Source organism: Bacillus sp. HY001 (genome assembly GCF_007558965.1).
Lineage (GTDB): Bacteria > Bacillota > Bacilli > Bacillales > Bacillaceae_G > Bacillus_A > Bacillus_A mobilis.
This window is the reverse complement of sequence record NZ_VLTE01000015.1, coordinates 57318-72726: the sequence shown is the minus strand read 5'-3', so window position 1 is coordinate 72726 and position 15409 is coordinate 57318. Positions and strand designations below refer to the sequence as shown.

General features: G+C 34.3%; 19 protein-coding genes. 5 read left to right on the top strand and 14 right to left on the bottom strand.

Going from position 1 to position 15409, the window contains the following annotated elements; all coding sequences use genetic code 11:
- Nucleotides 1-92 precede the first annotated feature (92 nt).
- From FOT98_RS09965 to FOT98_RS09930, 8 genes are all read right to left on the bottom strand, one after another.
- A complete protein-coding gene (locus tag FOT98_RS09965; protein ID WP_000918601.1) occupies nt 93-389 on the bottom strand; it encodes a WXG100 family type VII secretion target in 297 nt (98 codons plus the stop codon).
- A 388-nt stretch (nt 390-777) separates the two neighbouring features.
- Nucleotides 778-1206 (bottom strand): GNAT family N-acetyltransferase, encoded by a 429-nt coding sequence (locus FOT98_RS09960; RefSeq protein ID WP_063261367.1) that lies wholly within the window; start codon nt 1204-1206, stop codon nt 778-780.
- Complete coding sequence (locus tag FOT98_RS09955) at nt 1203-1574, bottom strand: cupin domain-containing protein (RefSeq protein WP_063261366.1); 372 nt, start codon at nt 1572-1574, stop codon at nt 1203-1205. Before FOT98_RS09955 ends, FOT98_RS09960 begins: the two co-directional genes overlap by 4 nt.
- 12 nt (nt 1575-1586) lie before the next feature.
- Nucleotides 1587-2072, bottom strand: coding sequence for a GNAT family N-acetyltransferase (locus tag FOT98_RS09950; RefSeq protein WP_063261365.1), 486 nt, complete (start codon nt 2070-2072; stop codon nt 1587-1589).
- Nucleotides 2069-2629 (bottom strand): 2'-5' RNA ligase family protein, encoded by a 561-nt coding sequence (locus tag FOT98_RS09945; protein WP_063261364.1) that lies wholly within the window; start codon nt 2627-2629, stop codon nt 2069-2071. Before FOT98_RS09945 ends, FOT98_RS09950 begins: the two co-directional genes overlap by 4 nt.
- 6 nt (nt 2630-2635) lie before the next feature.
- The gene (locus FOT98_RS09940; RefSeq protein ID WP_063261363.1) at nt 2636-3202 is read right to left on the bottom strand and encodes a GNAT family N-acetyltransferase; all 567 of its coding nucleotides are present in this window, start codon (nt 3200-3202) and stop codon (nt 2636-2638) included.
- 113 nt (nt 3203-3315) lie between these two features.
- Nucleotides 3316-4428: a metallophosphoesterase gene (locus FOT98_RS09935; protein ID WP_063261362.1), complete on the bottom strand. Its 1113-nt coding sequence runs from the start codon at nt 4426-4428 to the stop codon at nt 3316-3318.
- Nucleotides 4429-4575: 147 nt separating this feature from the next.
- On the bottom strand, nt 4576-4998 hold the full coding sequence (locus tag FOT98_RS09930) for a GNAT family N-acetyltransferase (RefSeq protein WP_061676409.1): 423 nt from the start codon (nt 4996-4998) through the stop codon (nt 4576-4578).
- A gap of 130 nt (nt 4999-5128) precedes the next feature.
- On the opposite strand from FOT98_RS09930, the gene pdxR reads away from it, so the two are divergent.
- Nucleotides 5129-6535 carry a MocR-like pyridoxine biosynthesis transcription factor PdxR gene (gene pdxR / locus FOT98_RS09925; RefSeq protein ID WP_063261361.1) on the top strand — a complete coding sequence of 469 codons (1407 nt, stop codon included), beginning with the start codon at nt 5129-5131 and terminating at the stop codon, nt 6533-6535.
- Between the two features lie 40 nt (nt 6536-6575).
- On the opposite strand, the gene FOT98_RS09920 is transcribed toward pdxR, so the two are convergent.
- Nucleotides 6576-7421, bottom strand: a complete 846-nt coding sequence (locus FOT98_RS09920; RefSeq protein ID WP_061676411.1) for a YitT family protein — start codon at nt 7419-7421, stop codon at nt 6576-6578.
- 195 nt (nt 7422-7616) lie between these two features.
- Between FOT98_RS09920 and FOT98_RS09915 the strand changes: the two genes are divergently transcribed.
- From FOT98_RS09915 to FOT98_RS09905, 3 genes are read left to right on the top strand one after another with little or no spacing between them, the layout of a single operon-like run.
- A complete protein-coding gene (locus FOT98_RS09915; RefSeq protein WP_063261360.1) occupies nt 7617-8495 on the top strand; it encodes a phosphotransferase in 879 nt (292 codons plus the stop codon).
- A 23-nt stretch (nt 8496-8518) separates the two neighbouring features.
- Entirely contained in the window at nt 8519-9406 is an 888-nt protein-coding gene (locus tag FOT98_RS09910; RefSeq protein ID WP_063261369.1) for a GNAT family N-acetyltransferase, read from the top strand.
- Nucleotides 9399-10112: a class I SAM-dependent methyltransferase gene (locus FOT98_RS09905; RefSeq protein WP_063261359.1), complete on the top strand. Its 714-nt coding sequence runs from the start codon at nt 9399-9401 to the stop codon at nt 10110-10112. The genes FOT98_RS09910 and FOT98_RS09905 overlap by 8 nt, the downstream gene beginning before the upstream one ends.
- Nucleotides 10113-10132: 20 nt before the next feature.
- On the opposite strand, the gene alr is transcribed toward FOT98_RS09905, so the two are convergent.
- Nucleotides 10133-11308 (bottom strand): alanine racemase, encoded by a 1176-nt coding sequence (alr, locus tag FOT98_RS09900; protein WP_061676495.1) that lies wholly within the window; start codon nt 11306-11308, stop codon nt 10133-10135.
- A 171-nt stretch (nt 11309-11479) separates the two neighbouring features.
- On the opposite strand from alr, the gene FOT98_RS09895 reads away from it, so the two are divergent.
- Nucleotides 11480-11941: a DinB family protein gene (locus FOT98_RS09895; protein ID WP_061676415.1), complete on the top strand. Its 462-nt coding sequence runs from the start codon at nt 11480-11482 to the stop codon at nt 11939-11941.
- An 8-nt stretch (nt 11942-11949) separates the two neighbouring features.
- Here FOT98_RS09895 and FOT98_RS09890 read toward each other — a convergent pair whose 3' ends face one another.
- The 4 genes from FOT98_RS09890 to FOT98_RS09875 all read right to left on the bottom strand — a co-directional run bounded on the left by FOT98_RS09890 (nt 11950) and on the right by FOT98_RS09875 (nt 15372).
- Nucleotides 11950-13131, bottom strand: coding sequence for an MFS transporter (locus FOT98_RS09890; RefSeq protein WP_063261368.1), 1182 nt, complete (start codon nt 13129-13131; stop codon nt 11950-11952).
- 173 nt (nt 13132-13304) lie between these two features.
- Entirely contained in the window at nt 13305-13850 is a 546-nt protein-coding gene (locus FOT98_RS09885) for a MarR family winged helix-turn-helix transcriptional regulator (RefSeq protein WP_063261358.1), read from the bottom strand.
- Nucleotides 13851-13998: 148 nt separating this feature from the next.
- Nucleotides 13999-14775 (bottom strand): Cof-type HAD-IIB family hydrolase, encoded by a 777-nt coding sequence (locus FOT98_RS09880; protein WP_063261357.1) that lies wholly within the window; start codon nt 14773-14775, stop codon nt 13999-14001.
- A gap of 6 nt (nt 14776-14781) precedes the next feature.
- The gene (locus tag FOT98_RS09875; protein ID WP_063261356.1) at nt 14782-15372 is read right to left on the bottom strand and encodes a histidine phosphatase family protein; all 591 of its coding nucleotides are present in this window, start codon (nt 15370-15372) and stop codon (nt 14782-14784) included.
- Between the last annotated feature and the right edge of the window lie 37 nt (nt 15373-15409).

Sequence of the window (15409 nt, the reverse complement as noted above, 5' to 3'; positions counted from 1 at the left end):
TTAAAGACTTCGTATCTTACTCTAATTTTAAAGTAATTTAGCCATACAACGTATGGTTGCATGGCTAAATTATATAGTTCTTTTTATCTGTCTTATTGTAGACCGAAATTACGAGAAAGATCTTCGTCATGTCTCGCAACAGCTTCTGCAGTTTTATTAAGCTGCATATTAATTTCTTGTAATAGCTGTGCGAAGTTTTGTACTTTTGGCTTTAATTGATTGAACTGTTGATCAAAACCTTCGAAAGCACGACCTTCCCATTCTCCTCTTAATTCATTTTGTAAGTTTTGTAGTTGACGTAAAATGTCCTCAATTTGATTTGCACCTTGTCCATATCGAGTCGCTTTCGATTTAAGCTCCTCTGGTGACATGCGAATTTGTCCTGCCATGAATAAATCCCCCTTAAAATTTAAAAATAGTAAAATTAACCAAAAATCAATTCTACAAATTGATTATATCAATAATTTAAAAATTTCTAAATAAAAAAATGATATTTTTCCAAAATTTCTCTTTTACTATAATAACATTATATTATACAATACAAATTTAGTGTTTTTTTAGACATACGCTGTAAATCGACTATACATTTAAAGAAAACCTTTTATTTTAAGTATCTTTAAGAACTTTTCTATTTTTAAATCCAGCAATAAAGTGTTCACTCAATCATTATTTTGTCCTATTTCATTTATGTAAGTTGATTCTATTTGTTATGCTGGATACACCATTTGGAAATGCGCAACATATTCTCTTTCTCTTCTCCCACTCACAATATTTTTCTCACTTCAAAGTCATAATTACCTGTCTTTCAACAAAACCAAACTCTTTGTACATCTCTTTCGCAAAATTTCCAGCAAATACATTCAAACGAATTTCTGAATAATTCTTTTGTAATTCCTTAATACCAGTCCTCATTAACTTTCTTGACAACCCTTTCCCACGGTACTCTGGAAAAACATACAATTCGTATATAAACCCTAGTTTTTCATGAGAAAAATAGTCCTTATTTTCCCCTATTAATATCCATCCCATTACATTGTTTTTTTCTTTAACAACTAAATAATATGCTCCCTTCTCCACTATTGGCTTTGTAATTTCAATAGCTTTCTCTTTACTTAACTGACAATTCCCCCTCGTGCCTTCAAAAAGCGATTGAGCTGCATATTGTATTATTTCTTCCGTTTCTTCCCGATTTGCCTTTTCTATCATTTTTCACAACTCTCCTCTTTAATAGGCATTAATATTGCTCGTTCAAGTTCCTCCGACTCAATTACCATTGCCATCAATCCCTTTTCCGTACTCGTTTCATGAAATTCGCCCTTCTCCCAAAACACAGCTTGTCCCGCTTCCACCTTCACTTTTTCTTTATCTGCTCCGCATACATATCCTTCTCCGTCCACAATAAGAAGCAGTTGCGATACAACAGCTTCATGATATCCAATTATTCTATTCTCTTGTAAATGCATAGCACCGATATGTACAATTCCTTTATGGTTTAATATTTTCGACATTATAAAATCAGATTGAAATGCTGATATGTGTTTTCCTACTTTTTTACTAAAATCAAATATCTTCATTTCTAGTCCTCCTTATACGTATAAAACCATCCTTACTGTCTGCATCATATGTCCTTCAAAATCTTCTTCAAATTCCTCTAATTGCGCAAAACCTTTCGCTTCATAAAAACGTTTTCCTTTTTCATTCGCTGCTTCTACATGAATATATAATTTCCGAATTCCTTTTAATGCCGTTAACCCTTTTTGTAATAAGGCACTTCCGATCCCTTTCCCTTGCTGATCTGGTAACAAATAAATCGCACCTAATTCTGCTTCGTTTTGCAATCTAACAGGTGAAAAATTCGCAAAGCCAATTACTTCTCCCTCTTCTTCCGCAACGAATAAATGTGTATTTTCAAGACGATATTTCATTTTTTCATCAGAATAAGCCTCGTCTAAGAAACTGTCTTGAATCTTTCTCGGAATAATACCTTCGTACGTATCATGCCAAGCTATTTTCGCTACTGATTGTACAGCGTGAATGTCTTCTTGCTTCATTTCTCTAATTACATATGTCATCTCGATGTCTCCATTCTCTTAAAATTATATTCTGCTAATATACTAGAAGAAATGGCAGAACCATTTTCATAATTTACTTTAATTAATTTTAATTTCTCAATTGATGCTGTTGCATAATCAAATTTTTCATATATATGTTCCATTACACTTAAAAAATGATTTACATGTAACTTATTTGCAATTGTACAATGCGGAACCCATTTTCCTGGTACATAATATGAATTTAAATTATCATGAAAAGTTTTAAATTTATCATGATAAGAATGATGAAGTTTTAACAATTCATCTGTAATGGTCGGTGCTAAAAAGATCGTTCCGTTAGTAGGAAAAATTCCTACAGAAGGAAAAGTTACCCCAGCCATATTCTCTTGAACAGCTACAAATCCCTCTAATTTCTCCGTGTATAAATGAACATCTAACTCATTGTAGTCAGCTAATGTAATATGAGGTTCTACTCCGGCTAATTGATTCGTGCCAATGATATTTGTTATTTCATTTTGCAATTCTATTATTTTATTAGTAAACACACGATCAAATGTAGCAATAATAGCGTACATACTTCCTCACCCCTTCGTTACATGTAGCGCTTCCCATTCTTCACGAATCATTCCCATTCGAATAGAATCATAGTATGTTCCGTTATAATAACGGCATTTGCGCATTCTACCTTCTAAAGTCATTCCTATTTTCTCCGCTACTTTCATCATTCGTTCATTACCAGACCAAGTCGTGATTCCTACCCTACCAATTTCCATCTTTTCAAATAGTAAATCTCGATATAACGTTAACGTTTCTGTACCGTAGCCACCATTCCAGTAATTTGGATTATAAATAACAAGCCCCATCTCCAACCAACGCGTCGGTTTATATTCCCAATAAAACCCGACTGTCCCTATAATTTGACCGTTATGTTCTATAATTAAATTGGATAGAGGTTCTTCTTTTAAACGCGTTTGCATCCTCTCTTTATAAGGCGGGTATTCTTGCATTGAGAACGGGAAATATGGCGCATCCCATTTTTTCCATTCTGGATTTTCTTCTTTAAATACAAGATTCCATAATGTCTTTATATCTAATTCTTCAATTGTACGAATTGTAACTTTATCCCCTTTTACTATTACGTTTTGCATAATTTCCTCCTACATCTCTCTTTATTTCATATATAATTATAATATTTTTTCAGAAAAATCAAAACAGATATCGATTATAAAAAGATAATAAAAAATAGAAGGCTCCATACCTCCTATTTCATCTTTTCTATCTCAACTAAAATACCTTTCTCTATCCAGCCTTCTACTCCATCTCTTTTAATTAAATCATATCCTGAACATCTGTTATCAATGAGAGAAACAATGTCCCCTTTTCTTACGCTTATTTGTGCACAAGAAATATCAGTTTTCACTGTGTATTCACCTGAATCAAGTTGCCTAATATATTCATTTTTCACAGAGAGTAATTTATTCGTTTCTCTTTGCTTACATACCGTATAATCTTTCATCTTCTCCATAGGCTCTATGTAATAATACGGATATGTCACCCCGCCCTGCATTTCTGAGTTTGCATTAAAATCTGCTATCACTTCATACTCTGGAAAATAGTCTACATATGTATAAGAAAACGTATCGCCTGCTCTTGTCCTCTGAATGATAAATGCGTTTAATTGTCCTGCTTCTTTAATCGCATTTCCACCGTCAATCGCAATAATCTTTTTCTCCTCATCAATAACTGGATTATTAGATGGTGCTTCATCAGAATAGTTTACAACAGGCCAATGACCGACAACTACGTACTTATTTACTCTATGTGATTTATTATAAAACTCCGGCATTGCTATCGCATTTTTCCGTTCCGTTTCTTTCCAATCCTCTCTATCTTCAAGACCCGCATGTACAAAGATATAATCTTCTGTTTCAATAGCAGTTGGCAATTCTGTTAGCCATTTTATTTCTTTTGAAAAATGGCCCATCAATATGTTTTTCAGGTCACAAATATCACTTTCTTCATTAATGGAAACGTTCAATTGACCTAGCCACTCATTAAAAATTGTATTCTTTCGCGTACATAAATAATGTATTAGCGCAGGGTTTTCATTTACAAGCGCTTCTACTACAACTTCACAATTACCTTCAATTACATACACGTTTGGCTTACTAACTACAAGATCCATCACATAGTTTACAACGCCGATGCTGTCTCTTCCTTTCTCACAAAGATCGCCATTAATAATTAAATAATCCTCATCTTGAAAATTAACTTTATGTAGTAGTTCCTTAAAAAGATCTAATTCTCCATGAATATCAGAAATAATGATGACTCTTACATCATTTGGTATAGACAATTTCTTTATTTTTTCCAAGTATAAACGCTCCTAACATTCTCTAAATTCAATATTCCCTTGTTAATTTCTAATATTCGACAAATTATATTACTAAACCTGTTCCTAGCTCAAATCTGAAAAAGAAAATAGGCTCCATATATTTTCGCACACGGAACCTACTTAGTATTATAACTCTTTATAAAAAGAATAACTTACCTTATCATAGCCCTCTCTTTCGTAAAAACGATGTGCATCCATTCTTGGAAACGCGGATGTTAGAACGATAGAACTGCACCCTTTTTCTTTCCCCCATTTTTCTACATAGGACAGCAGAACTTTACCATATCCTTTTGATCTGTGAGCTTCCGCGGTTACAAGGTCATATACGAAAACATGTTTCTCATTATAAAAATTCGTACAAATTGCTACACCGGCTAGACTCACAACTTCACCCTCTTCATTACGTAGCGAAAATAGTTTATAGTTTTCTTCTTTCATTTTTTGAAATAAAGAACTCGCTTCTTCTCTTGAAAGCTTCGTTCGTAATTGCTGTAATACTGGGAATACATCATGTAAGTCTGCCTCTGTTACTACCGCTCTAATATTCATTATGAACCTCTCCTTACTATTTATAAAATTTTCTAAATGTTATATCATCATTATAGAAAACAACTGCCCTTAACTTAAGTGACAGTTCTATTCTTTTTTATAAGGCCAGTATAAAGAGGAGCGTCAACGAATGGATCTTACTATCCCATTACAATCGCAAAGTAAAACACCCATTTATATACAGATTTACGAATATTTGAAACGAGAAATCTCTCGTGGATCACTATGTGCCGGTACACGCCTTCCTTCTCACAGAAATTTAGCTATGCAACTTAATGTGAGCCGTATTACAGTTGAATCTGCTTATCAACAATTACTAGCTGAAGGGTATGTAGAAAGCAAACCGAAACGCGGGATTTTTGTTGCAGAAGTTGATATCGATGTCATTCAAAAGAAACAGCAAATTGCATCAAACAGTGCTAACAATACAGAAAGCAAACAGTATGATTATGATTGTAGTCAAGGACTTATTGATCAAAAAGCTTTTCCGATAACAAACTGGAAAAGAGCAATACAAGAAACTTTATTTCAGTATGAAAATGAATTATTTGCTAAAGAAGATTCACAAGGTGAGCTCGTTCTACGAGAACATATTTCAAAGTATTTATATCATGCTCGCGGGGTACATTCTTCACCTGATCAAATTATTATCGGAGCAGGTACGCAGCCTCTTCTTTGGCTACTACTTCAACTGCTTGGTCAAAAAAAAGAATACGGAATCGAAAATCCTGGATTTCACCGTATCCCTGCTATGATTCAAAGTTCTGGCCTTCCCATTCACCCTATCCCTTTAGATGATAAAGGGATTCATATTTCCGCTTTGCGTGAATCGGGTTCCAATGTAGCGTATGTCACTCCATCTCACCAATTTCCACTTGGAATCATTATGCCGTTATCTAGAAGACTCGAGTTATTAAAATGGGCGAATGATTGTAAGGGCTATATTATTGAAGATGATTACGACGGGGAATTCCGCTATATAGGAAAACCTATTCCTTCTTTACAAGGGCTAGATTCAAATGAACGCGTTATTTATATGGGAACTTTCTCAAAATCTTTTTTACCTTCTTTACGAATGGGATATATCGTTTTACCCCCTCATCTATTAGGAGCTTATCAAGAACTTGGTGGTATGTTTAAACAAACGGTTTCTACGCTGCAACAACTTACCTTTGCTACCTTTATTCAAAATGGTGATTGGGAACGTCATATTAACCGAAGTCGCACGTTATATAAAAGAAAACATACTTCTTTAATTAAATCTATTACAAACGAAATGGGTAATAGCGTTCATGTACTTGGTGAACAATCCGGACTGCATATCGTACTTCACGTTCATAACGGGATGAATGAACAAGAACTTATTTATGCGGCCGCAAAAGAACGTATTAAGTTATACCCTCTCTCCACATACGATTCTGTTCATAATAAAAGAGAGGAATCGTATGTATTACTCGGTTTTGGCAGTATTCCAGAGAATCGTATCGAAACCGTTGTCCAATTACTGAAAAAGGCCTGGTTCTCTACACAAGAATAGCTCCGCGCAAGTTATACTTACGTGGAGCTATTTCCATACACTATTTTTCTGATCTCGCAGTCCTTCCCGGACGCTTAACACCAGTTGTTTCTGTTGAATAGGAAGCTTCAATGATAGCAGTTGGATCTACAGAGAGAACGAGATCTTTCATTTTCGGATAAATGAAACGGTTTGTAATACAATAAATGATTCTCTTTTCTTCTCCTAAAAAACCACCTTCTCCATGTAGATACGTAACAGATAATTGCAATTCTTTCATAAGTAGATCGCCTATTTCTTTATTTTTACCAGAAATAATCATAACGCTCTTTCCTTGATTTATACCATCTAATATGAAATCAATCATCTTCGTAACAATATAGAAAATTGCTAATGAGAACATCGCTTGTTCGATTGAAAATAAAATCGCTACAAATGTGAAAATAACTGCATTTACCGCAAGTAAAAATGTACTAATCGGTACTTTAAAGTGTTTGTTCATCCAAACTGCTAACATTTCTGATCCGTCTATTGCTCCACCCATTTTAACAACGATCCCAACGCCAATTCCAAACAATACTCCACCATAAAGTACAATTAATAGTTCAGAAGTTGTAATCGCAGGAAATGGTTTTAAATAAATTAACCCGAGTGTTGTAACTACATTTGCATAAGATGTACGGATGAAGAACTTCTTCCCCATTACTTTTGCGGTAAATAGCAGGATAGGAATATTAAGTCCTAAAAACACCCCGTACAGCGGTAATCCAGCAACTTTATTTGCCATGATAGCAATGGCCGTTACCCCGCCATCTACTAATCCATTAGGTGCTAAAATAAGCTCTAATGAACCCGCTACAATAATTGAGCCAATTGTTAATAATATGTATTCAAATAACCTTTTCATTCATTACCCCCAAAACTTATATATTTTCTTAGTATTATCATAACTAATTTTTTTCGCAAATACAAAGAAATTGCCTTATATACACACATTTTTCACCTTTTTGGTGATTCTTATGTAGAATCAAAAACTTTACCTCTTACCATACGACATGTTATATACTTAATTTATAGAATTTACAGAAAAAGGAGAGACTTCATGCTACAACAGCTATTCACTTCACCTATTTTATCTGTTCAAGCTTTACACCCAGGTTACGAAGACCATGCAAGCGATGTCTTTCTCGTCCGAACAGAAGATGCAGAAGTCATCATTCGTTCTTCTAAAATGAATGATGAACCAAATAATGATTTTTGGTGGGGGTGTAAAAACCTATTTGGAATTGATCCAAGGAACGTACATCATTTAGAAAATATACATGCATTGTTGAAAAAGCATACTACCCTGCCAATCCCGACTATTTTACAAAAACATGTTTTAAATGGACGGGAATATGTTACTGTCGAAAAACTGACAGGAAGTACACTGCAATCCTTCCTCGGACAACCTGATTCAATTTTATTCAGTCTCGGAAAAGGACTAGCAGAAATTCATTCGTTTCAAGCAGAGTTTATAGGAAACCCATCAAGTACTTTCCACATTCCACTAGAAGAGTTTAAGTCTCATATATTAAAAGTCAGTAAAGATCTTGTAAATAAGTTCTATTCCGATAACGCTGACATCTATAACTCATTTTCTACTTTTGAATCTCAGCTTTCTTCCTTACCAGCACCAAAGAAATCAACGCTCGTTTTAATTGATATGGACCCCACTCAGTTTTTATCAGATGGTACTACTATTACAGGTTTAGTAGATACAGAAGCCTACGCAGTTGCTCCAAGGGAGTTTGATTTTATCGGCTTAGAATATATATTTACTGAAAAAGAGGCTCATGCTTTTAAACTAGGTTACGAAACCATCATGCCCATTCCTGACCTTGCAGAATGTAGATCTCCTTATCGATATTTGTACCGATTATTATCTGTTCAGGGCAGCGTGGAGTTAAAAAAGTGGCTAAGTCATCCATCCTATTTTTAAATATGAATGCGAGGGATTATGAAATGAATATTGAACGAAAGAAATCTTTAACTACGAACGAAATTCAGCAAATGAAAGATTTAGCTCATATTTGTGGGCAACACGATCAAATTGATTACTCTTCAGATTTACATGTAAACTTTTTAACTGCTCGTAACAATGAAGAGATATATGATTTCCTATTTTATGATAATACTCAATTAATTGGTGTATTAAGTATGTATGACTTTGAAAGACCGACAAAACTGGAGTTACTAGGGTTTGTTCATCCGAACTATAGGAAACAACATATAGGCACTACTCTTCTACAAACCGCAATGAAAGAAATACGAACAAGAGAGGCAAATGAAGCTCTTCTTATTATGAATGGAGATTCTATTTCTGGGAAAGAATTTGCAAAACGTTTGAAGTTACCTTATTTATATAGTGAATATAGTATGGCGTTCAAAACAAAAGAAGGGCCAAAAACAACAAAGCATACTATACAGCTTACTCTTGCATCTTCAGAATCACTTCTTGATCTTATTGAACTTTCCAGTAAAGCTTTTGGAGATTCAGTAGAAAATACCGCTACATGGTTACAAAAAATGATGAGTTCACCTTCTCATCAAGTTTACAGTGCTCTTATCGACGACAAAGTGATAGGAACGATTACAGTTTCTGAGCATGAGCAATCTACTACACTATCAGGCTTCGCCGTTCATCCTTCTTATCAAGGTAAAGGATACGGAAAAGATATTCTTAGTTATATGGTACATACCCTTATTTCAGAAGGAATATCAACAATTGAATTAGACGTCGAAACGAAAAATAACAATGCTTTAAAACTATATACACAATGTGGTTTTGAAATAAAAACGAAGCATGATTATTATAATGTAATGAATCTTGATGTGAATACATATGTCTAAAAAACTAATTTATTCTGATTATGATATTTTCGCATCCATTTATAATAAACATTGGGGGCATTACGCTGAACACTCCTATCTACTTTTGGAAAAACTCGTTTTACAATATGCACCACCTCATTCTCATATTTTAGATCTTTGCTGCGGGACTGGTCACCTTACTAAGAAATTAATTGATAATACTTTTGTAGTAACTGGTATAGATGGTTCTGTTCAAATGATTGAATACGCACGTCAAAACGCGCCAGACGCAACCTTTATCGTCGATGATGCTCGTTATTTCAATATAAATGAACAATTTCACTATGTTATCTCTACCGGTGATAGCTTAAACCATATTTTAAAATTAGATGAATTAAAAAATGTTTTTCGTAATGTTTACTCCGTATTACATAGCGAAGGTACATTCGTATTTGATATGAATATGGAGAAAGGTTTTCTTGAAAATTGGATTGCTTCATTTCATATTTCAGCGGAAGAATATGTATGTACGATTGACTCTACCTATGATAACGAAAATAAAAAAGCAATAATGAACTTTATACTATTTAAACATGATCTAGATAATGCTTGGACAAGAAGTGACTTTTCTTTTGAGGAAGCTTGTTATTCCAATGAAGAAATAATTTCTTCGTTGGAATCTGTAGGTTTTAAGAACATTCAAATACACGGTACAAATAGAGCATTTTTCATTTGTCAAAAATAAAAAAACTGAATCATAACGATTCAGTTTTTTCTTAGTATATTTACGACAGCAGCCGTTTCATTATTTTCTTTATACACTCGCGGGATTCTTCTGTCTAGCATACATGTAACTTCATAGTTAATGGTACCTAACATATCTGCGATTTCTTCTACTGCAATGTTTTCTTCGCCTTGTTTACCGTAGAATACTACTTCATCCCCAACCTGTACTGGCATTGCTTTTGAAACGTCTAACATGAGCTGATCCATACAAACACGGCCAATAACAGGTACTCGAACTCCATTTATTAATGCATGCCCTTTATTAGATAACTGACGATTATAGCCATCAGCATAGCCAATCGGTACAGTTGCAATCCATTCTTCACCCGTCGTTACATACGTATTCCCATAACTTACACCGCGATTCTTCTTCGCATGTTTAATATGAGCTATTTTTGATTTTAACGACAACGCAGGCTGTAAAGAAACAACTGAATGATCTACCTCTTTTGAAGGGTACATTCCATAAATTCCAATACCTACACGAACCATATTTTGAAATGTATTACTTAGTTCCATTGAACCTGCACTATTTGAACTATGAATATATGGAATATGAATTCCTAATTCTTTTGCTGCATTGACAGCTTTCTCAAATAAACTTGTTTGCATATTCGTATATGATTTATCAATTTCATCTGCCGTAGAGTAATGTGTAAACATTCCTACTACCTCTACATACTCCATACGGTTTAATTCTTCTAAAAATGGTTTAACCTCTTCTTCTTGTAAACCGATACGACTCATTCCTGTATCAATTTTCACCTGAATTTGCGCTTTCTTTTGAAGACGGTTTGCGATTTCATTTATACCATGTAAATCTTCACTTCTATAAACAGTCATCATAACGTCATATTGAATTGCCTCTTCAGCAGCTGCTACTGATGTATAGCCTAAAATTAAAATCGGCACGTTAATTCCTGCTTCTCTTAACTCTATCGCTTCATCTACAAATGCAACTGCAAGCTGATTTATTCCTGCTTCAATAGCAGCTTTCGCAACTTCAACTGCCCCGTGGCCATACCCATTTGCTTTTACAGCAGCCATCATTGCAATATTTTCATCATTCACTCGTTTTTTAAATTCTTTTACATTATGTTTTACTGCATTTAAGTCAACTTCAATAATTGTATCTCTTCCATATTTCAAACTCATTGGTCTAACTCCTAACTCAATAATTGCATTCCATTCTATTTCACGTTTCATATGACCTTTTACAATATAATACTTTTCAATATGCTAGTCAAACTACTAGAATTTTCGGAATTTTGAGTATGATATAATACCCTTAAGAAACTATTATATACGGAGATGAGGAGAATTACAATGTTTGTAGAATCTGCCTTGCATCAACTTAAAGTTGCTGTTGATACTTCTATTCAAATGCTTAACCAATATAATGAAGACACTTTAAAAATACGCCCCATTCACTCGAAGCGATCAGTATTTGAAATGTGTGCACATCTTTCTCTTATTTGCCATGCAGATCTACTCATTTTAAATGGGATTACGGAAAAACAACTACATACTTTCTATAAAGAACAAACACCCGAAACAATTACGCAAATACAACAAACGATGATACAGGGCTACGATTTACTTTCTAAAACTTTTTTATCCTATTCCAATGAACAATTAGCGGAAATGAAGACTGCTTATTGGGGGATTTCTTATTCACGCTTTGAATGGTTGCTTGAAATTGTTGCACACTTTTATCATCATCGTGGGCAAATTCATATTTTATTGTGTGAGCATACGAAAGATCCTCACATTCCTTTATTTGAATGATTTTTCACTCATTCATTATTTATAAATAGAGAAGCTATAAAACCAATAAAAAGTATCATTCCTAATAAAATAAATGTTTGGGCATAACTTCCTATTTTCATAAGATAAATAGAAATGATGGGTCCTATACTAGTGCCTAAAAATAAAATAAAGGTATAAATAGAAACTGCTATTCCCCTTGCTTTCCCTCCCAATTGGCCGACAAGAGCGACTAAAGACGGTACGGATATAGCAATACCTATTACAAAACAGACACTCATTATGACAAGAAGAGGCAAATACGAAACAAAGCCCATTGCGCTTAGACTAAAAATAGCGACTAGCAATCCACCTTGCAGAACCTTCCTTACTTCGAACCTCTTTGTTAAACGACCTGTAAGTGGTGACAGCAGCATACCAATTAGCCCCGCTAAGCGAAAATAAAGGATTTGTTCTGCAGTTAAATTATAAGTAGGAGAGCTCAAATAATTCCCTAAAACAGTATACATATTAACAAAAGCCATTAATAAAACAAACGCAATCATATAGCTCAATAATAAGCTTTTATGTGTAAAGACTTTACCTATCTGTTTAATCGGTCCCAAAATATCAGTATAAGATTGAGATATCTCCCCTTTCGGAAGAGAATACTGAATCCATACAGCAGTAATCATATAGACAATGCTAAGAAGAAAGAACACCATATGCCATCCAAAATGTTGACTAACAACCGTACTTATTACCTGCCCTACAATTCCAGCTACTAAAAAACCCGTACTAACAAATCCTATTGTTGTAACCTTTTTTTCTACTGGAAACATTTCTACAACGTAAGCTAACGCTACCGGAGAAAATGTAGCTGCTGCAATACCCTGTAAGCCCCTAAAAATAACAAGCCACAATATACTATCCACAAACCCTAAGGAAAACGAAATAATCGACAGAGCAAGTAATCCAATGAAGATCACTTTTTTCCGCCCATATTTATCAGAGATTGCCCCAAATAACAAGCAACCAATAGCAAAGCCAACAGAAAATATACTGCCTGTAGCTGCAGCTTGTGCTAGTGAAACATTAAAAAGGTCTGAAAATAGTGCAATTAAAGGGATTGTTACATATAAGCTAGACATCACTACCATACCCGACCAACATAATACAACGGTCATTATTGTATAATTCTTTTCACTATTTATTTCCTTTCCTATTTCCATCATAATATCTCTCCCTTATTACAATTTTTTATCAATTTAAAACCTCTAAAGCACGCTTACTTATTTTAATTACATCGTAAAAAACATGACAGATCATGAAATTAGTTAAACATATAATAAGGTAAGCTAATTATATTTCCAAATAAATAAGTTGACCCTTATAATCAACTTATTTACCTACCTTCTCCTAATTTCACCTGCATATTTACTTGCATTTTATTTAATAACCTTTCTAAAACTTGACGCTCTTCTTGATTAAAATCGTCAACTAACGAAGCGCAAGATAACCAAAAAGTTGGTAAAGAGTGTGTAACTAGCTCTTTTCCTTTCGGAGTAATTTTCACTTTTAGTCTTCTTCGATCTTCAGAATGATGGAATCTTACGATTAACTCTCGTTTCTCCATCCAATCTAATAGACCAGTGACAGAAGCACGTGTTATCCCTAATCGACTCGCAATATCCGAAGGACTCATATTCACTTCTTCCCCATTTGATTCCATTTCACGCAAAATAAACAACAGTAAAAAATCTAATTTACTTTCCGATATACCAAGCGGAGCTAAATCTACATCAACAGCATCTAGAACATTATCAGACGTCCATAACATTAACAAACCAAGTTTTGCTGCGATTGGATCCGTATCCGCTGATACTGTCTTTTTTATTAGCTCAGCATACGGCCCAATCCCTAAAGGAAGAGAATCCTTTTTTGAATCCATTCATCTTCACTCTCCTTTCTCTTCAATTAATTAGCTTACCTAACTACTTTTCATTATACTCACATTTTTCCTTTTATTGCAAGAATATTGTTAGACAAAAAAATCCTGTAATTAAAACAGGATTTTTCAAACTGACTAGCTATTATTTTTAAATAAGACGAAACTCCTTTAAGGCAAAGGAAATACCACCTTCACTCGCCTTCTTTGTAACGAAATCAGCTCTTGTTTTTAACTCTTCTCCGCCATTCCCCATCGCAATACCTAATCCTACATACTGCAACATCTCAATATCATTTCCACCGTCGCCAAATGCAATCGCTTCTGATTTACAAATGTTTAAGTGATCTAATATCTTTTGAATTGCAGTTAATTTTGATACTTTATTATCTTCCAATACGTTTATTACGTAACTATGAAAACGGTCAAATGTCAGCATTGGGTATTTTTCAATAAATTTTTTAGATTCTATTTCATCCGCATACAGACATAAACAATAGACCTCTTCTGACAAATCCCTGCTTTTTTCAGGATACTTCTCTAAATTCAACGTCTCGCTAAGTGCTTGCATTACACGCTCACTATCCGAGGCTATTCCGTTCATTTCAAAATCCTCTGTAAAATAAGAAATACCGTGACCATGTAATTCAGCAAACTCTGAGATATCATGAACGATTTCACTTGAAAGTACTGATTTATGTATAACTGTTTCCTCACACTTGATATGTGCACCATTTGCAGAAATAAACGTATTTATGCCTAGTTCCTTAAATTGTGAACACAAGCTATAAGGTCTCCCTGTTGTAACAACTACGTGAATTCCTTTATCTATTAATCTTTGTATCGCTTCTTTTGTGCTTTCGTGCATACTTCTATCAATCTCACTTAAAAGCGTACCGTCAACATCAAAAAACACTACTTTGTACACGGGTCTTTATATCCCTTCCAAATGATTCGTATCATTAATGAAATGTACCGTTTTTTGTTCCCCATCAATTTCAATTAAACTGATTCCCGTATCTCCCATTTTAAAGTAATAATCCATTGAGATTGGCATTTTGAAAAATGCACGTAGTATACTATTTATTACACCACCGTGTGCAACAATTGCAATTCGGTCATATGTATTCTCTGTCACGATTTTAGAAAAGATTCCTTCTATTCTCATTCTAAATTCAATAAATGATTCCCCATTTTCAAAGCGGTCATGAAGAAACTTTGGCTCTGGATATTTCTTTGCTTCTTCAAATGATAAGCCTGCTTGCACTCCATTATTGAACTCCATTAATTCCTCTTCTAATTGAATTGGGCATCCAATTCCTTCTGCTAATGTTTCACCTGTTTCGCGAGCACGTTTTAATGTACTTGCCCAAATGAAATCTGGCGGAAAATCCTCTTTCACTTTCTGTACAAGCCTTTGTACTTGCTGTCTTCCCTTTTCTGTTAATTCAAAGTCAGCTCGTCCTTCATGTACCTGTAAAATGTCCGCTTCGGATTCACCGTGTCTTATTAGTAGTATTTGCATTCTTATTTCCCCTTCTCTCCTTAAAATCAAGATTAAA